This window comes from Kitasatospora sp. NPDC090091 (assembly GCF_044747365.1).
Classification (GTDB): Bacteria; Actinomycetota; Actinomycetes; order Streptomycetales; family Streptomycetaceae; genus Kitasatospora.
This window is the reverse complement of the sequence record NZ_JBIVDY010000008.1, coordinates 154,039-171,513: the sequence shown is the minus strand read 5'-3', so window position 1 is coordinate 171,513 and position 17,475 is coordinate 154,039. Positions and strand designations below refer to the sequence as shown.

At 74.8% G+C, this 17,475-nt stretch carries 15 protein-coding genes; 8 read left to right on the top strand and 7 right to left on the bottom strand.

What is annotated here, in order from left to right; genetic code table 11:
* Nucleotides 1-71 precede the first annotated feature (71 nt).
* Complete coding sequence (locus ACIPSC_RS16290) at nt 72-1,418, bottom strand: MFS transporter (RefSeq protein ID WP_400826280.1); 1,347 nt, start codon at nt 1,416-1,418, stop codon at nt 72-74.
* Nucleotides 1,419-1,545: 127 nt separating this feature from the next.
* Here ACIPSC_RS16290 and ACIPSC_RS16285 point away from each other — a divergent pair, with 127 nt between their 5' ends.
* On the top strand, nt 1,546-2,523 hold the full coding sequence (locus tag ACIPSC_RS16285; protein WP_400826279.1) for a GlxA family transcriptional regulator: 978 nt from the start codon (nt 1,546-1,548) through the stop codon (nt 2,521-2,523).
* Between the two features lie 500 nt (nt 2,524-3,023).
* Here the strand turns inward: ACIPSC_RS16285 and ACIPSC_RS16280 are convergent, their stop codons facing one another.
* The gene (locus ACIPSC_RS16280; RefSeq protein ID WP_400826278.1) at nt 3,024-3,539 is read right to left on the bottom strand and encodes an ATP-binding protein; all 516 of its coding nucleotides are present in this window, start codon (nt 3,537-3,539) and stop codon (nt 3,024-3,026) included.
* Nucleotides 3,540-4,092: 553 nt separating this feature from the next.
* Between ACIPSC_RS16280 and ACIPSC_RS16275 the strand changes: the two genes are divergently transcribed.
* Both ACIPSC_RS16275 and ACIPSC_RS16270 read left to right on the top strand, forming a co-directional pair.
* On the top strand, nt 4,093-4,848 hold the full coding sequence (locus tag ACIPSC_RS16275) for a sigma-70 family RNA polymerase sigma factor (RefSeq protein WP_400826445.1): 756 nt from the start codon (nt 4,093-4,095) through the stop codon (nt 4,846-4,848).
* The gene (locus ACIPSC_RS16270; protein WP_400826277.1) at nt 4,845-6,041 is read left to right on the top strand and encodes a zf-HC2 domain-containing protein; all 1,197 of its coding nucleotides are present in this window, start codon (nt 4,845-4,847) and stop codon (nt 6,039-6,041) included. Before ACIPSC_RS16275 ends, ACIPSC_RS16270 begins: the two co-directional genes overlap by 4 nt.
* A 73-nt stretch (nt 6,042-6,114) precedes the next feature.
* Here the strand turns inward: ACIPSC_RS16270 and purU are convergent, their stop codons facing one another.
* On the bottom strand, nt 6,115-6,981 hold the full coding sequence (gene purU, locus ACIPSC_RS16265; RefSeq protein ID WP_400826276.1) for a formyltetrahydrofolate deformylase: 867 nt from the start codon (nt 6,979-6,981) through the stop codon (nt 6,115-6,117).
* Between the two features lie 154 nt (nt 6,982-7,135).
* Entirely contained in the window at nt 7,136-7,651 is a 516-nt protein-coding gene (locus ACIPSC_RS16260; RefSeq protein ID WP_400826275.1) for a hypothetical protein, read from the bottom strand.
* Between the two features lie 172 nt (nt 7,652-7,823).
* Here ACIPSC_RS16260 and ACIPSC_RS16255 point away from each other — a divergent pair, with 172 nt between their 5' ends.
* Nucleotides 7,824-9,125, top strand: a complete 1,302-nt coding sequence (locus ACIPSC_RS16255) for an ABC transporter substrate-binding protein (protein ID WP_400826274.1) — start codon at nt 7,824-7,826, stop codon at nt 9,123-9,125.
* Between the two features lie 101 nt (nt 9,126-9,226).
* Here ACIPSC_RS16255 and ACIPSC_RS16250 read toward each other — a convergent pair whose 3' ends face one another.
* Nucleotides 9,227-10,402, bottom strand: coding sequence for a hypothetical protein (locus ACIPSC_RS16250; RefSeq protein WP_400826272.1), 1,176 nt, complete (start codon nt 10,400-10,402; stop codon nt 9,227-9,229).
* Nucleotides 10,403-10,601: 199 nt separating this feature from the next.
* Nucleotides 10,602-11,978 (bottom strand): transcriptional regulator, encoded by a 1,377-nt coding sequence (locus tag ACIPSC_RS16245; protein WP_395294760.1) that lies wholly within the window; start codon nt 11,976-11,978, stop codon nt 10,602-10,604.
* Between the two features lie 324 nt (nt 11,979-12,302).
* On the opposite strand from ACIPSC_RS16245, the gene ACIPSC_RS16240 reads away from it, so the two are divergent.
* Nucleotides 12,303-12,998, top strand: a complete 696-nt coding sequence (locus ACIPSC_RS16240) for a bifunctional DNA primase/polymerase (RefSeq protein WP_400826444.1) — start codon at nt 12,303-12,305, stop codon at nt 12,996-12,998.
* A 595-nt stretch (nt 12,999-13,593) separates the two neighbouring features.
* On the opposite strand, the gene ACIPSC_RS16235 is transcribed toward ACIPSC_RS16240, so the two are convergent.
* On the bottom strand, nt 13,594-14,286 hold the full coding sequence (locus tag ACIPSC_RS16235) for a metal-dependent transcriptional regulator (RefSeq protein WP_238951247.1): 693 nt from the start codon (nt 14,284-14,286) through the stop codon (nt 13,594-13,596).
* Between the two features lie 221 nt (nt 14,287-14,507).
* Between ACIPSC_RS16235 and ACIPSC_RS16230 the strand changes: the two genes are divergently transcribed.
* The 3 genes from ACIPSC_RS16230 to ACIPSC_RS16220 all read left to right on the top strand — a co-directional run bounded on the left by ACIPSC_RS16230 (nt 14,508) and on the right by ACIPSC_RS16220 (nt 17,469).
* Nucleotides 14,508-15,272, top strand: coding sequence for a sugar isomerase domain-containing protein (locus ACIPSC_RS16230; protein ID WP_400826270.1), 765 nt, complete (start codon nt 14,508-14,510; stop codon nt 15,270-15,272).
* A 351-nt stretch (nt 15,273-15,623) separates the two neighbouring features.
* On the top strand, nt 15,624-16,541 hold the full coding sequence (locus ACIPSC_RS16225) for a DUF4231 domain-containing protein (RefSeq protein WP_400826269.1): 918 nt from the start codon (nt 15,624-15,626) through the stop codon (nt 16,539-16,541).
* A gap of 73 nt (nt 16,542-16,614) precedes the next feature.
* Nucleotides 16,615-17,469, top strand: coding sequence for an alpha/beta fold hydrolase (locus tag ACIPSC_RS16220; RefSeq protein ID WP_400826443.1), 855 nt, complete (start codon nt 16,615-16,617; stop codon nt 17,467-17,469).
* Nucleotides 17,470-17,475 lie beyond the last annotated feature (6 nt).

The window sequence follows — 17,475 nt, the reverse complement described above, 5'->3', positions numbered from 1 at the left end:
GGGCCTGTCCAGCCGCGCCCCACGACACCCCACGGCGACCGGTGGTGCCCTTCACGGACCACGGCGACGCGCTAGGACAGGGCCGGAACGGTGCGGTCGGCGCGGTCCTCGCGGTTCGCCCCCAGGGCCAGGCAGAGCAGGACGGCCACCGCGCAGAGGGCGCCGGCCGCGTACCAGGCGAGGTCGTAGTCGCCGAACGCGTCGCGAGCCAGGCCGGCCAGGCCGGCCACCACCGCGGCGCCGATCTGGTGGCAGGCCAGCACCCAGCCGAAGACGATCGGCGCGTCCTCGCCGAAGTGGCGGCGGCAGAGCGCGACGGTCGGCGGCACGGTGGCCACCCAGTCCAGGCCGTAGAAGATCACGAAGGCCAGGATCGGCGGCTCCAGCGAGCCTGCGAAGAGCTGCGGCAGCAGGAGCAGCGAGAGACCGCGCAGCGCGTAGTAGACGACCAGCAGCAGCCGGGAGTCGAAGCGGTCGGTGAACCAGCCGCTGGCGATCGTGCCGATCACGTCGAAGACGCCGATGAGCGCGAGCAGGCTCGCCGCGGTGGTGACCGGCAGGCCGTGGTCGTGGGCGGCCGGGATGAAGTGGGTGCCGACCAGGCCGGCCGTGGTCGCGCCGCAGATCGCGAAGGAGCCGGCCAGCAGCCAGAACGCCCTGCTGCGGGCCGCGTCGCGGAGCACCCGCAGCGAGCGGGCCAGCGCGCCACCGGTGGCCGCCGGGGCTGGCGGAGCCTCGGTGGCGCCGTACGGGAGCAGGCCGAGGTCCGCGGGGCGCTCGCGCATCAGCAGCAGCACCGGGACGGCGACCGCGGAGGCGGCCAGCGATACGACCACGACGGCGGAGCGCCAGCCGTGCTGCTCCACCAGCCAGGCGCCGACCGGCAGGAAGACCAGGTTGCCGGCGGCACCGGCCGCGGTGAGCACGCCGGTGACCAGGCCCTGGCGGGCCCGGAACCAGCGGCCGGTGACGGTGGTGGCGAAGGCGCCGGCCATCGAGCCGCTGCCGAGGCCGACCAGCACGCCCCAGCAGAGCACCAGCTGCCAGGGCTCGCGCATCAGCATGGTCAGGCCGGCGCCGATGGAGATGGTGAGCAGCGCGCAGACCACCACCAGCCGCACGCCGAAGCGGTCCATCAGGGCGGCGGCGAAGGGGGCGGTGAGGCCGTAGAGCGCGAGGTTGACCGAGGTGGCGCTGGAGATCGTCGCCATCGACCAGCCGAACTCGTTGTGCAGCGCGTCCATCATCAGGCCGGGCGTGGAGCGGAAGCCGGCCGAGCCGAGCAGCACCAGCAGGGACACGGCCGCCACCACCCAGGCGTAGTGCACCCGGGGCCGGCGCGGACCTGCGGTGGCGGTGGCGGGAGCGGGGGTGGGAGCGGTGGCGTCGTCGAGGGCGGGGGCGTTCCGTTCGTTCACCCGGCCGAGTCTCCCGAAGGCGCGGAAGCCGGGCGAGTGGCCTGACTGCCAGCTTTCGTAAGAATCGGGCCACCGCCCCGGCGTACGCTGGCGCCGACACGACGGCGGCGGACGAAGGGAGAGCGGAGTGGCCCACAAGGTCGCGGTGCTGGCGCTCAACGGGGTGATCGCCTTCGAACTGGGCATCCCGGCAAGGATCTTCGAGTCGGCCAGGGACGCCGCGGGCGCCCCGCTCTACCAGGTGGCCACCTGCACGCTGGACGGCCGGCCGGTCGACACCAGCACCGACTTCCGGATCGCCGTCGACCACGGGCCCGAACTCCTCGAGTGGGCCGACACCGTGGTCGTCCCGGCCTCCAAGGACCCGGGTCCGATGCAGGTGGACGCCCGGCTCACCCCCGAGCTCGGCGCCGCGCTGGCCCGGATCCGGCCCGGCACCCGGCTGGTGTCGATCTGCACCGGCTCCTTCGTGCTGGCCGCCGCCGGCCTGCTGGACGGCCGTCCGGCCACCACCCACTGGCGCTACACCGAGCGCTTCGCGGCGCTCTTCCCGGCCGTCCGGCTCGACCCGGACGTGCTGTTCACCGACGACGGCGACGTGCTCACCTCCGGCGGGGTGGCGGCCGGAGTCGACCTCTGCCTGCACATCGTCCGCCGCGACCACGGCAGCGCGGTGGCCAACACGGTGGCCCGCCACTGCCTGGTGCCACCGTGGCGCGAGGGCGGCCAGAAGCAGTACGTCGAGCTCCCGCGCCCCAGCACCGAGCCCGGCAGCGGCACGGCCGCCGTCCGCGCCTGGGCGCTGGAGCACCTAGCGGAGCCGCTGTCGCTGCGGCAGCTCGCCGACCGGGCCGGCATGAGCGTGCGCACCTTCACCCGGCGGTTCCGGGAGGAGACGGGCGCCAGCCCCGGGCAGTGGCTCACGGTGCAGCGCACCGAGCGGGCCCGGCAGCTTCTGGAGCGCACCGATCTGACGATCGACCAGGTGGCCCGGGAGTCCGGCTTCGGCACCGCCGCCTCGCTCCGGCTGCAGCTGCGCGGCCGGCTGGACGTGGCGCCGAGCGCCTACCGGCGGACCTTCCGGACGGCCGAACGGGTCGGCTGACGGCCCGGCGGGCGGGTCGGCTGACGGCCCGGCGGGCGGGCCCGACCGGCGGACCGACCGCGGGGCGCGGACGCGCCCCCTCCGGAAATGGCGCGAAATCGAGTCCCCCGGCGACCGGACCCGGCTTCCCGGACCGGACGGGCCGAACGGATTGGATGGCGGCAGGCCGCACGCACCCCGAGCACGGCACGGCCGGCCGCCATCCAACCGCAGCGCACGGGCCCTGAACCCGCACGACCGCCCTCCGCACTCGCCAAGGAGCCACCACGCGATCGGCAGCGCACGGCCCCCCCTGCTGACATGGTCCCCCTGGACAGCAGCACCGCAGCGGCGTTCGGGTGTTCCCTCGGCGTCCCCTCGCAACGAAGAGCTGCTCCCAAGCGTGATCAGTCGGATACATCACGTCAATGGGTTGTCCGAAATTCGGAATGGTTGCGTCAGGTTTCGGCCCGATGATCGCCGGACGGGCCCGAGGCGGACCGGGCGCGCCCGTCGGACCGTCACTGCGCCAGCGCGGCCCAGTCCACGGCGGCCAGCGGGTCCACCGGCGCGGCGTCCGCGCCGATCTCGCACCAGACCCGCTTGCCCGAGCCGTCCGGGTACCAGCCCCAGCGGTCGCAGAGCAGCTCGACGAGTTCCAGGCCGCGGCCGCTGGTGGCGTCGGTGTCCGGGCCGGCGTGCCGGGGGGCGGGGGCCGCCTGGCTGGCGTCGGCGACCTCGACCCGCAGCGGACCGACCGTCGCCGACTCGCGCACCCCGTCGGAGCCGCCGGCCGGGCCGGGGCCGGCCCCCTGCGCGGCACCGTCCATCGGGAAGCAGAGCCGCAGGACGGCCGGACTGCCGGTGTGCACCACGGCGTTGGTCACCAGTTCGGAGACGACCAGCACCACGGTCTCGGCGATCGGAGCGTCCGGGTCCAGGCCGTGGTTGAGCAGTCGCGAGCGCACCCACCGACGGGCCCGGCCGACCTCGGCGGGATCCGCCTGCACCGCCAGCTGTACCTGTAGAACCTGCACCGCTCCACCACCCGCACTCGCAGTTCGGCCGCCGCCTCGATCGGGATCGGCCGTCCGACCGGCCCGGGCGCGCGCCGGGCCACCGCCTCCGGGCCTCCGCACGTCGCACCCGGCACGTCCGGCCCGCGCCATCTCGTCCGTCGCTCACTGGCCGCGACACGAATACGCCTCAGGATGAGTCGGCGGGAGGACCGCAGCAAGCGCTTCGGGCATATTCCAGCGATCGGGGGACAGGGCAGGGCATACTGTCCCGTTCACTATCGCGAGCCTCGCACCGGCGCTCGTCCGACCGGGCCGACCGGCCGGACACGCAGGGCGAACCTACCGTCGGACGCCCCACGGGCCCGGCCCGCCACTCGCGAACCACCCGTGCGACATATGTCCAGGCCCCGTCGAACAGCTGGATCGGCGGCAGATCCCACGATGTGACGATCCGAAACCCCCGCGTCCTCCTTCTTTCGCGGAATCCCGCCCGCCCGCCGAAGGGCGGAGGATACCGTGGGGCGAGGCCGCGGAACAGCGGCGGAACCCCATGGCAGGAGGGTGGTTGACGGTGGCCACCCCCGGCGGCGCTCCGCGGTGGGACGAGCAGCTCCAGCGCCGCCTCGCCCGCGGCGAGGAGACGGCCCTGGGCGAGCTCTACGACCAGCTCGCGCCGATGGTGCACGGGCTGGCCGGGCGGATACTGGCCGACCAGACCGCCGCCGCCCAGCTCACCCGCGAGATATTCGCCCATGTCTGGGAGCACCCCGAGGACTTCGACCCGGCCGAGGGCTCGCTCCGCTCATGGATCGGCGCCCTGACCCACCGCCGCGCCGTGGACCGGCTGCGGGTCCGGCGCGCGGCCGAGGCGGTGCCCGGCCACGACGGTCACTCCGGCTACGGTAACCGCGGCAACCGCGTTGACCGCGGCGGTGGTTGGAACGGCCACGGCACCGACGACGGCCCCGACGGCGACGGCGACGACGCCCGCAGCGGCGCCCGGCCCGGCGCGCGCGACCGGGTCGAGGAGGAGATCCGCACCGTCGCCACCGCCGCCCGGATCCAGGTCGCGGTCGACTCCCTGCCGCAGACCCTGCGTGAGACCATCACGGTGACGTACTACGACGGCCGCACCTATCAGGAGACGGCCCGCCGGCTCGGCATCAGCGAACAGACCGCCAAGCAGCGGATGCGGCTCGGTCTGGAGCTGCTGGCCACCGAACTCGCCGCGGAGCGCGCCCGCCAGCGGCGGGCCCGCCCGGACGGCGGCGACCGGCGGCAGGACGGCTGCGGACACCGGCACGGGAACGAGGACGGGGGCACGTGACGACCACCGAGGAGCAGCACGAGGCCCTGCGCTCGCTGCTCGGCGCCTGGGCCCTCGGCGCCTGCCCGCCGCACGAGGCCGCCGAGCTGGAACGCCATCTCCGCGCCTGTCCCGAGTGCGCCGACGAGGCCGCGCGGCTGCGCGAGGCGGCCGGCTGGCTCGCCGTCGACGAACCGCTCGACCAGCCCGGCCCGCTCCGCCAGCAGGTGCTCGACTGGTGCCTGGCCCGGCGCCCCGCCGAACTGCCCGTCCCGGCCTGGGGCGCGCCGTACGCGGCGGAGACCGCGAAGCTGGACGCGCTGCTGCGCGACCTGGGCCCGGAGGAGTGGCAGGAGGTGGCCGAACTCCCGTGGCACGGCGGCACCGAGTACCTGCGCCCGGCCGAGGTGCTCTGCCATCTCGCCGCCGTGGACGGCTTCCTGGCCGTCGCCCTCGGCATGCCCGACCCCGTCCCGGGCGGCCCCGCACCGGCCGGCGGGCGCCGGGTGCCGCCGCAGGACCACGGCCCCAACCCGCCGCGGGTGCCTGCCCAGGGCGGGCCGGCGGACGACGGCCGGCCGTGGGCCGCCATCGCCCAACGGACCGCCCGGCTCGCCGCCGAGCAGGCCGGGCAGCCGCCGCAGCGGGTCCGCGCCCGGTGGCGCCGGCACTGTCACGAGCTGGTCCGCACCGCCGCGCTGGCCCCGCACGGCAGCACGCCGGTCGACTACGGCTTCGCGACCGTCCCGCTGCGCGACGCCTTCGTCGACCGGGCCTTCGAGACCTTCGTCCACGGCGAGGACGTGGCCCGCGCCGTGGCGTACCCGTACGACCCGCCGGCCCCGCAGCACCTGCGGCAGATGGTCGGCCTGGCGGTACGGATGCTGCCGCTCGCGCTGGCCGGGCTGCGTGCCGCCCGCCCCGAGCACGCCGGGGCGCCCGCGGGCATGCCGGACGGCGGCCGCCGGACCGGGCGGCAGCTCCGGCTGGTGATCGACGGACCGGCGGCCGGCGAGTGGCTGATACCCCTGGACGGCCCGGACGCCGGGCCGCCCGGCGGCGAGCCGGTGGCCTCGATGGTGCTGGACGGGCTGGAGTTCTGCCAGCTGGCCGCCGCACACCGCGATCCGGACCGGCTGCCGGTGGGCGAGCACGGCGACCGGGCCGCGATCCGCGAGGTGCTGCACGCCACGCCGCTGCTGTCGCGCCCGTAGCGCGGCGCCCGCGGCTCCGGGGCGGGGGCCCCGGGCCTCCGAGCGTCAGGCGTCAAACATCGGGCGTCAGGCGTCAGGCGAAGACGACCGTGCGGCTGCCGTTGAGCAGCACGCGGTGCTCGCTGTGCCACTTCACCGCGCGGGCCAGCGCCTGGCACTCGACGTCCCGGCCGAGCGCAACGAGCTGGTCCGGGGTGACGTCGTGGGTCACCCGGGCCACCTCCTGCTCGATGATCGGGCCCTCGTCCAGGTCGGCGGTGACGTAGTGCGCCGTGGCGCCGATCAGCTTCACGCCGCGGGCGTGCGCCTGGTGGTACGGCTTGGCGCCCTTGAAGCTCGGCAGGAAGGAGTGGTGGATGTTGATCACCCGGCCGGACAGCGCCGTGCAGAGCTCGTCCGAGAGCACCTGCATGTAGCGGGCCAGCACGACCAGATCGACGTTCTCCTTGGCGACCAGGTCGAGCAGCTGCTGCTCGGCCTCGGCCTTGTTCTCCCGGGTGACCGGGATGTGGTGGAACGGGATCCCGTAGCCCTCGGTGAGGTCCCGGAAGTCGGTGTGGTTGGAGACCACCGCGGCGATCTCGACCGGCAGCGCGCCGATCCGGGTGCGGAACAGCAGGTCGTTCAGGCAGTGCCCGAACTTGCTGACCATCAGGACGATCCGCATCCGCTCCTCGGTCGGGTGGATCTGCCAGTCCATCCCGAACGAGGCCCCGATCGCGGCGAAGCTGGCCCGCAGCTTGTCGACGGTGATCTCCTCGACGGCGGAGAAGTGCACCCGCATGAAGAACAGCCCGCTGTCCCGGTCACCGAACTGCTGGCTGTCGATGATGTTGCAGCCGGTCATGAAGAGGTAGCTGGAGACCGCGTGGACGATGCCCTGCTTGTCGGGGCAGGACAGCGTGAGGACGTACTGGGCGCTGGCCGTCTGCTGTTCCACGTGGGGGGTATCCCGTCCTGAGGTCGTGCCGTCGGTGAGTGGTCCAGCGTGTCACATCCTGGACGGCCGCCGCCCCGCTGCCCGTACTGCGGGACGGCCCGGCTCCCCCGGGGTCTCGGAGCCCCGGGGACGTCAGGACGAGGTCGGATCGAGGTCAGGTCGAGGTCAGGATCCGCAGCACGTCCAGCGAGCGCGGCGGGGCGTCCGGGTCCTCGCCGTCGTTGGCCGCGAGCTTGACGTGCGCCTCGCGGGCGGCCCGGACCGCCTCCGGCCAGCCGTGGTGGCCGAGGTAGGCGGAGGCCGGGGCGTCGGCGCCGACCTCGTGCAGGATCCGGACCACCCGGAGCACCGCGACGTCCACCACCGCGGCCTCGGCCGAGTCGCGGAAGATCGTCCCGACGTACTTCTCGGCCGACCAGCGGTCCAGCCAGGTGTCCTCCACCAGGCGGTAGACGGCGTCGGTCACGTCACCGAAGCCCGCACGGCCGGACAGCCAGGTCTCCTGCTGGAACCCGGGGTCGGACAACATGTGGAGCGCCGAGCGGAGACGGGCTCGCCAGCGCCACCAGGGCAGGTCGTTGAGCGGCATGCCGCCCATCGTGCTGGAGCGGTGGCCCGGACGAGAAGGGTTTCGGGCAGACCGGTACGAAGAATCTGTGCTGGCGGACATGGCTGACGATCGTACGTTCCCCCACCGTTCGTGCTCCACTCCGCATCTACACGCGTCCGAGCCTGGATTTCGACTTCTGTTGGTGAACCGTTCGCTATGCGGTCCTCTCGGCTTGCGGCACCGGGGCTTGGCTGTTGCCGGTGCGCCGCAGCCGCCTCAGGAGGGAAGACCGATGAGCAGCCGAAGGGGCCCGTCCCAGGACCACAGAACGATCACCGAGCGGCAGCGTCGCCGCCCGATCGCCGCAGTCGCCGCCACCGCGGCCCTGCTCCCGACCCTCTTCTCGGCCTCCGCGTGCGGCGGACCGGCCGATGCCGCCACCAAGAGCGGCGACCTCACCGTCATGACCTGGGCACCGTCCGGCACGGGCAGCGCCGACCGGCCAGGCATGACCGCCCTCGCCGAGGCGATCGGCAAGGACATCAACACCAAGGGCGGCCTCAACGGCCGCACCATCCGGGTGCTCACCTGCAACGAGCACAACACCGCGGCCGGCGCCACGGCCTGCGCCCAGCAGGCGGTGGACTCCAAGGTCGTCGCCGTGATCGGCTCGTACAGCCAGTACGGCGACCGGTTCATGCCGATCCTGGAGCGGGCCGGCATCCCGCTGATCGGCGGCTACGGGATCTCCCAGCCGGAGTTCAGCAGCCCGCTCTCGTACCCGGTGGCCGGCGGCATGCCGGCGCTGATCGGGGGCAGCGGCCGCCAGCTGGTGGAGGCCGGCTGCAAGAGCGTCTCGCTGGTCCGGCCGGACACCCCGGCCGGGGACAACCTGCTCGGCTACCTGGCCAACGCGCTCAAGCCGGCCGGGATCAAGCTGCTCGACGTGAAGGCGCCGGAGCAGTCCTCCGACTACTCGGCGGTGATCCGCAAGGCGGTCGGCAAGGACGAGGCGGGCAACTGCCTGACCTCCGCCCTGGCCGCCGAGCCGACCGGCAACCTGCTGGACTCCTACCGCCGGGTGGGGCCGAAGAACACCAGGATCGCCTCGGTGATCGGCAGCGTGCAGCAGTCGGTGGTCGACTCGACCGGCGGCGACGGCGGCCCGCTCGCCGGCGCCTACGTGACCGGCTGGTTCCCGCCGGAGTCCGCCAAGATCTGGGACTCCCTCCGCGCGGTGGTCCGCAGCGACGCCGCCGGCGGCCGGGCCATCGACGTGGCCGACCCCGGGGTGCAGACCACCTGGGTCGGGTACGAGGTGTTCCGGCAGATATCCGACCGGCTGAGCGCGGCCGGGCGGCCGATCACCGCCAAGACGATCACCGCGCTGCTGGACGGCGGCGAGCAGGTGGACGTGGGCCTGACCCCGCCGCTGAACTGGGGAACCACCAACATGCTGCCGAGCACCGAGTCGCCCCGGCTGGTGAACACCTGGGTCACGTACCAGGTGGTCAAGGGCGGTCGGCTCGCCCTGCAGCAGCCGGGCTTCGTCGACGTGCGCTGGGTGCTCACCGGCGCCCGGCCGCCGGCCTGACGCCGTCGCCGGAGGGGTCGGCCCGGGTCACCGGTCCGGCCCCTCGGCGTTCCCCGCCCTGCGTTCCCCGCCCCGGCGTTCCCGGCCTCCCGGGCGGCGGCTCAGAGGTCGCCGTCGCCGCGGTTCGGCAGGCCGGTCTGGCCGGCGATCGTGTTCCAGAGGCCGGAGGCCTGCTTCTTCGCGGTGGTGGCCGTGCCGCTGGCCTGCACCGCGTTCTTGTAGTGCTGGTTGTCGGTCTTCTTGGGGTCGCAGCCGCCCTGCATGTCGCCGGCCCAGGCCGCGTACTCGTCGTCGGCGGTCGCCGAGGCCTGCCAGGCCGCGTTGAGCTGCTCGACCAGCTGCGGGCCGCTCGGCAGCTTGTCCGTCTTCAGCGCCGCCAGCTTGGTCTGCAGCTCCCGGCGCTTGCCCGCGGCGTCGGTCAGCGCCTGCTGGGACTCCGGCAGCTTGTCGCACTTCTGCACCGCGCCCACCGCGCCGATCACCGCCTGGCGGCTGTCGTTGGCGGTGCCCAGCAGGTCGGAGAGCGCCTGGGCCTGGGCCTTGACCTCCGGGCTGACGGACGGCGCCGCCGAGCCGGTCGCGGCCGACGAGCCGGTGGACGTGGCGCTGCCGGTAACCGCCGGGCCGGCCTTCTTCTCCGGGCCGGGCGCGTCGTCGCCGCCGCTCATCAGGACGGCGACCAGGACGCCGGCCGCCACGCAGCCCGCCACCACACCGCCGATGACCAGCTTGGTGGACGAACGGCCACCGCCACCGGAGCCGGCCTGGGTCGGGAAGTCCTGGCCCGGGTACTCCGGCGCGGCCGGCTGACCGTACTGGCCCTGCTGGGCCGGGTAGCCCGGACCGGGCTGCTGCGGGTAGCCGGGGGCCGCCGGTGCGGCGGGCGCGGCCTGCGGGTAGCCGGGCTGGGCCGGGTAGCCGCCGGCGGCCGGGTCCGCGGTGGGGTACGGCGGCAGGTACTGGGTGTCCGGGGCCGGCTCGGCCGGCGCGGCCTGCGGGTAGCCGGGCTGCGGGGCACCGCCCCACGGCGCAGCCTGGGCCGGCATGGCCTGGGTCGGCAGGGCGTGCGCGCCCTCGCCGAGGTACTCGGGCCGGCCGGACGGCGGCCCGGCCGGGGGCAGGTAGGACTGCCCGGCCGACGGCCCGCCCGCCGGCTGCTGCTGGCCGGGCACGGCCTGCGGCTGGCCCGGCTGGCCCTGCGGCTGGCCGGGCTCGGGGCGGAACAGGTCGTCCAGGTTGAAGTCACCCGAGTTGGGGTACGAGCGGCGCTGGCTCAACGCGATTCCTCACCTGTGCACGACCGCGCGCTGACGGCGGACCACATCTCGTCGGTTCTTGGGAGCATCACAGTTCCTTGGACGTCACGCCCACGCTACCGGTTCACCGAACCGGGTGACCACGTGGGCGGTCCATCCCTCACCGGCCCCTCACCTGCGCACCGACGCCCTGCTCAGGCGGACCGCTCGGGCCGCCCGCTCAGGCGGCCTCCGCCTCCGCCCGGGCCTGGAACTCGCGGACCACCCGCTGCTCCCGGTAGGGCTCCAGCCGGCGCCGGAACTCGTCGAGGTACTCCACCCCCCGGTTCGACCGCAGCCCGCTGAGCAGCCGGACCGCCTGGGCGCCCGTCTCGCAGGCCCGCTCCAGGTCCCGCTGCTGCAGCTGCGCCGTCGCGAGCAGCACGAGGTCCACCGCGCGGCGGCGCACCCTGGTCGGCGGGTGCAGGTCGAGCGCCCGCCGGGCGTAGTGCTCGGCCGGGCCGGCCTGCTCCAGGTCCCGGTGGCAGTGGGCCAGCTCGTCGGCGAGGTAGGCGTCGTCGAAGTGGGCGATCCAGTCCGGATCGTCCTCCGGGCGCCGCTTCTCCATCGCCTCCAGGGCCTTGGCGGCCACCGCCTCGCACGACCGGGCGTCGCCCAGCAGTGCGTGGCCGCGCGCCTCGGCGGCGTAGAACATCGCCATCGCCGTCGGGGTGGCGACCGAGCGGGCACCCTCCTGGGCGGCCCGGGCGAGTTGGGCGATCTCCCGCGGGTTGCCCAGGGTCGCGGCCAGGTGGCTCATCGAGGCGGCCAGCACGTAGCCGCCGTAGCCGCGGTCGTCCGCGGCCTGGGCGAGCCGCAGCGCCTGGATGTAGTAGCGCTGGGCCAGGCCGGGCTGGCCGGTGTCCACCGCCATGTAGCCCGCCAGCTCCGTCAACCGGGCCACCGCCGCGAAGAGTTGCCGACCCGTCTCCTCCCGGTAGGCGCCGCCGAGCAGACCCGAGACCACGCTGTTCAGGTAGTGCACCACCACCGGGCGGACGTGGCCGCTGCCGAAGCGGTGGTCGAGGTCGACCAGCATGGCCGTGGTCGCCTTGATCGCCGCCACGTCGGTCGGGCCGACCCGCGGACCGCCGGTGCGCGCCACCACCGGGTCGGGCGGGGTGATCAGCCAGTCCCGGCTGGGCTCGACCAGCGCGGAGGCCGCGACCGTCGCCCCGGTGAGGAAGTCCCGCCGGCCGACGTCGCTGCGCCAGAGCTCGCAGACCTGCTCCAGGGCGGCGCTCAGGGTCGGCGCGAACTGCAGCCCGATGCCGGAGCTGAGGTTCTTGCCGTCCGCCATGCCGATCTCCTCGACCGACACGCTCCGGCCGAGTTTGCGGCCCAGCGCCTCCGCGATCACCGCCGGCGCCTGCCCCCGCGGCTGCTGGCCGCGGAGCCAGCGCGCGACGGAGGTCTTGTCGTAACGCAGGTCCAGACCGTGCTCGGCGCCACAGAGGTTGACTCTCCGCGCCAGACCGGCGTTGGAGCAGCTGGCCTCCTGGATCAGCTGCTGCAGACGCTCGTTGGGCTGTCGTGCGACAAGTGGTCTCGCGGCCATTGGGCTTCGCCTCCCCACACCCTCCGGTCCGGCCGGCGGGCGACGATTCTGCTGATCTGTTGCCGACTGTCCGACCGTCCAAGGAATCTGACACAAGGTTAGCGATCAGCGACGCCCCCGGGATACCCACGGTGACCATCCCCACCCCCCACGCGCCCTGGGAAATGCTCCCGTGCGCCCCCACTGCGCCCGCCACCGCGCGCCACCCCCCGCGCCGGCTCGACCGCCTCACCGGTTCGGGTGACATTGCCACCGCGCGGCCGACCGGCCCGCACCGGCCCGTAACCAGCCTCACGCACGGTAGTTGAGCAGCGCGTGGAAGACATCCCAGACTCCCCCGACCAGGGCAACGCCGGACTGCCCCCGCTGCTCATCGAAGCCGTCAGCTATGCCGAGAGCCGGCACTGGGAGGTCGCCCCGGGCGCCTGGCTGGTCGACGGCGACGGGCCGGCCCGTTGCTCGTGCGGCGACCTGCGCTGCCCGCTGCCCGGCGCGCACCCGATCGACGCGGACTGGGCGCGCAAGGCGAGCGCCGGCCCCGGCGCGGTGCGGCGCTGGTGGACGGAGCGGCCGGAGGCGTCGATCCTGCTGCCCACCGGCCGCTCGTTCGACGTCCTGGACGTCCCGGAGGTGGCCGGCTGCCTGGCGCTGGCCCGGATGGAGCGGATGGACCTCCAGCTCGGCCCGGTTGTGGCCGTCCCGGCCGCGCCCGGGCGGTCCGGCCGCCGGCTGCACTTCCTGGTGCTGCCGGGCGTGGCCGCCAAGCTGCCGGAGATGCTGCGCAAGCTCGGCTGGCCGCCCGGCCGGCTGGACCTGGTGGCCCGCGGCGAGGGCGACTGGACGGTGGCCCCGCCGTCCCGGGTCGGGCCGTCCGGCTTCGCCCAGTGGGCCCGCTCGCCGTCGGCGCTGAACCGCTGGCTGCCCGACGCCGCCGAGCTGATCAGCCCGCTCGCCTACGCGTGCGGGCGCGACGCCCCCTCGCCCCGCCCCCAGGCGGCCCAGCCGGCACCGGTGCACTGAACCGCCCCTGACGGCCCATCGGCCCCTTCCGGGGCCGCCCCGGGGCCTTTCGGGCCCCTCCTCCCCGGCCGTCCGGCCCGGGGATCCGACGGTGATTCACCGTCCCGTGGACAGCCGCCCTGCGCCGATCGGGTGAGGGTGTGCCACGCGCGACACCCCGCGCGCGACTGACGGGCCTTGCCTCCCACCGGAGGCGGGGCCCGTCAGACGCATGTGCGGATAAGGCTTCGGTGTACCCGCTGGTCAAGGCCGGAAGCCCCTCGTACGAGTGACAGCGCTCAAGGATTGCCATGATCTGCCGAGGGGAGGAATTCCACCGTGAGGGGACGCCGGAAGGGACGCTCGGACGGGGAAGCCGGGCGGGGCGGTCGGGAGGGAACGGAGGGGACGGGGGAACGGAGGGGCCGTGGCACCGGCCGGGTTCGGGGAGGCCGGTGCCGCGGAAGCAGGGAGGGTGGGAGGGACGGGAGGGAACGGGGTGGGAACGGACAGGGCCCGGTGCGCGGGGACGCACCGGGCCCTGTCCGCTGCCGCGAAGCCTGTCGCGAGGCCTGCGGAGAGGCCGGTCCTGGTCGGACTGGACGGAGCGGGCCGGTCAGGCCTGCGCGACGAAGACGTGCGCGGCGATGTCCTTGCCCAGCTCGGCCGCGTTGTCGCCGGTGCCCACCAGCACCCCGCCGACCCCGGGGGCGACCCGCACCGTCGAGCCCGGCCGGACGCCGGCCCGGCGCAGCGTGCGCATCAGCTCGCCGTCGGTCTGGATCGGCTCGCCGATCCGGCGGACCACCACGTCGGCGCCGTCCTCGCCCGGGCTCACCGAGTCGAGCGGGACGAGCGCGGCGTCGAAGCCCTCGCCCTCGGCCTTGGCGTCGCCCAGCTCGTCCAGGCCCGGGATCGGGTTGCCGTACGGGGACTGGGTGGGGTGGCCGAGCATGGCGAGCACCTTGCGCTCCACCGTCTCGCTCATCACGTGCTCCCAGCGGCAGGCCTCCTCGTGGACCTGCTCCCACTCCAGGCCGATCACGTCGACCAGCAGGCACTCGGCGATGCGGTGCTTGCGCATCACCCGCACCGCGAGCCGGCGGCCCTCCTCGGTGAGTTCGAGGTGGCGGTCGCCCGCGACCTGGAGCAGCCCGTCGCGCTCCATCCGGCCGACCGTCTGGCTGACCGTGGGGCCGCTCTGTTCCAGGCGTTCGGCGATCCGGGCACGCATCGGAACGATGCCCTCCTCCTCCAGTTCCAGGATGGTGCGAAGGTACATCTCAGTGGTGTCGATCAGCCCAGACATCGCCGCTGGCTCCGTTCTTCGGTGTCCTCACCGCCAATTCTGACCTACCGCACCGACAACCGGGCCCGCCCGGGGGCTTCCGGGAAGGGATTTCGTTCCTGTTGACAGCGGCACCGGTGAGGCAGCACGGTGCTCGCCGTAGCTTTCTCCATCGGCGGTCTGGACCACCCCGGCCCGCCCCACCCGGCCGGCGCCCCCACCGGCAGAGAGCGAAGGCACAGATGAGCGACCTGGTCGGCCGGTACTTCGACGCCGCGATCGCCCACCTCCAGCGGGTCCGCACCGAGGAGGCCGACGCCATCGGGGCCGCGGGCGCGCTGCTGGCCGAGGCGGTCACCGAGGGGCGCCGGATCTTCACCTTCGGTTCCGGCCACTCCGCGCTGCCGGCCCAGGACGTCGTCTACCGGGCTGGCGGCCTGGTCCCGGTGAATCTGCTGAACGTCCCCGGGACGGCCGGGGTGACGGTGATGCCGGCGCCGCTGTCCAGCGCCCTGGAGCGGGTCTCCGGCCTGGCCACCACCACCCTGGACCTCACCCCCGCCACCGCCGGCGACCTGCTCTTCGTCATCTCGCTCTCCGGCCGCCAGGTGATGCCGGTCGAGCTGGCCCGGTACGCCCGCGACCGCGGCCTGAAGGTGGTCGGGGTGACCTCGCTGGCCTACCCGGGCGAGGTCCCGTCGGCGCACCCGTCGGGCACCTACCTGAAGGACCACTGCGACGTCGTGCTGGACAGCAAGATCGCGGTCGGCGACGGCGAACTGAGCCACCCGGCGGCCGAGACCTCCTTCGGCCCGGTCTCCACGATCGTCACCAGTGCGCTGATGCAGGCCGTGGTGGCCTCGGCGGTCGGCCGGCTGGCCGACGCGGCGGCGGCCGGCGACGGCGCCGCCCCGCCGCTGTTCCGCTCCGGCAACGTGCCCGGCGGCACGGAGTGGAACGCCAAGCAGATGGCCGACAACGCCGACCGGATCTTCTACACGTACTGAGCTGCACCTGCCGAGCTGCACCTGCCGAGCCGCGCGACCTGCTGAGCCGGCCGCGACCGGGGTGAGGTGCGGGGCCCGCCCGCGCGCCCCCGGGCCGGCCGCGTCCGCCTCCGACGGCCCCGCAGGCCCGGCGGGCCCTTCCGTCCCGGGGCGCGCGGCCCGCCGGTCCGCGCCCACCGGTCCGCGCCCGGACGGCCGGAGCACCGCGATATGGGACAACCTGCGGCGGCTTCCCGGCCATTGCGGCCGGTCCGCGGCCGGACCAGGCGTACCGCGACGGCGCGGCGGGCAGGAGAGCGGTGCGACCGGAGCGACGGGTGGGGGCCGAGGATGGCGTCGGGTGCGGAGCCGATGGGGAGGGTGCGGGAGCACGAGCTGCTGCCCGCGCTGTTCTGGACGGCCGACTCGGCCTCGTTGCAGGGGCAGCGCCGGTCCGTCCTGCTCTCGGCCTGGGAGCTGGTGCTGCTGGTCGCCGCGGCCGTTTTCGGCTCCGCCGCCGGTGAGCCCTGGGCCTGGTCGGCCGCGGTGGCCTACCTCGGTGCGATCGGCCTGGCGGTGGTGATCGGCCGGCAGAACCCGCAGGGCCTCTGGTACGAGGGCCGGGCGGCCGCCGAGTCGGTGAAGACGCTCGCCTGGAAGTTCGCCGTCCGGGCCGACGCCTTCCAGCCGCCGCCGCGCACCCTGCCCGACGCCGAGGGGCTGTACAGCTTCCAGCTCGGCCGGGTCCTGAACGCCTTCCGGGGCAGCCGCGCGGTCGGCGCGGCCGCGGAGGGCCCCGACGCGCCGATCACCGCCGCGATGCGCGGCCTGCGCGACCAGCCGCTGGCGGTGCGCCGCGAGGTGTACCTGCGGGAGCGGATCCTGGTGCAGCACGACTGGTACCGCTCCAAGGCCCGGTACTGCGCCCGGGCCGGGTTCTGGACCGGCGTGCTCGGCGTGGTGCTGCCCGGGCTCGGCCTGGTGCTCGCGGTGCTGCGGGCGATGGGCGAGTTCGGCTACGACGCGCTCGGCACCGTCTCGGCGGTGGCCGCCTCGATCACCGCCTGGGCCCAGCTGCGCCAGTACCGGCCGCTGGCCGCCGCCTACGGGCTGGCCGCGGACGAGCTGGAGCTGATCCGCGACCAGCTGGCCCGGCTGGACCTGGGCGCGGCGGACGCCGAGGAGGTCTGGGCCCGGCTGGCCCGGGACGCCGAGGACGCCGTCTCCCGCGAGCACACCACCTGGCAGGCCCGCCGGGAGGTCCGCGGGACCACGGACCGGGACCACTGACGGGGGACCGACCGAACGGGGCCGCCGACCGGAGCACCCCGGAGTACTGAGGAGGCCGCGCGTGACGTTACGGATGGTCAAGGCGGCGGAAGGCCGCGCCCTCGCCGTCGAGACCGTGGGCGACCCGCGCGGCCGGCCGGTGTTCCTGCTGCACGGCACGCCCGGCAGCCGGGTCGGACCGCACCCGCGCACCAGCGTCCTCTACCGGCTGGGCATCCGCCTGGTCTCCTTCGACCGGCCCGGCTACGGCGACTCGGCCCGCCTGCCCGGCCGCCGGGTGAGCGCGGCCGCGGCCGACGTGCGGACCATCGCCGACGAGCTCGGCATCGACCGCTTCGCCGTCCTCGGCCGCTCCGGCGGCGGCCCGCACGCGCTGGCCTGCGCGGCCCTGCTGCCCGAGCGGGTCACCCGGGTCGCGCTGCTGGTCAGCCTGGCCCCCCGGAACGCGGCCGGGCTGGACTGGTACGGCGGGATGACGCCGTCCAACGTCCGGGCCTACCAGGAGGCCGAGCGCGGGCACGACCAGATCGCCGCCTCGATGCGGTTCCGCTCCGAGCAGATCAAGGCCGACCCGGTCCGGCTGCTCAAGGGCCTGCGGCCCGAACTGCCGCCCACCGACCGCGAGGTGGTCGCCGACACCGGGCTGCGCCGGATGCTGCAGAGCAACTACCGCGAGGCGTTCCGGCACGGCGCCGACGGCTGGATCGACGACGTGCTGGCCTTCACCGCCGACTGGGGGTTCAAGGTCCAGGACATCGCCGTGCCGAGCTGGCTCTGGCACGGCGCCGACGACCAGTTCTCACCGGTCGAGCACTCCCGCTGGCTGGCCGACCACATCCCCGGCGCCGCCCTCTACCTGGAGCCCGGCGCGGCCCACTTCGGCGCGTTCCGGGTGATGACCACCGCGCTCAGCTGGGCCGCGGGGTAGGGCCTG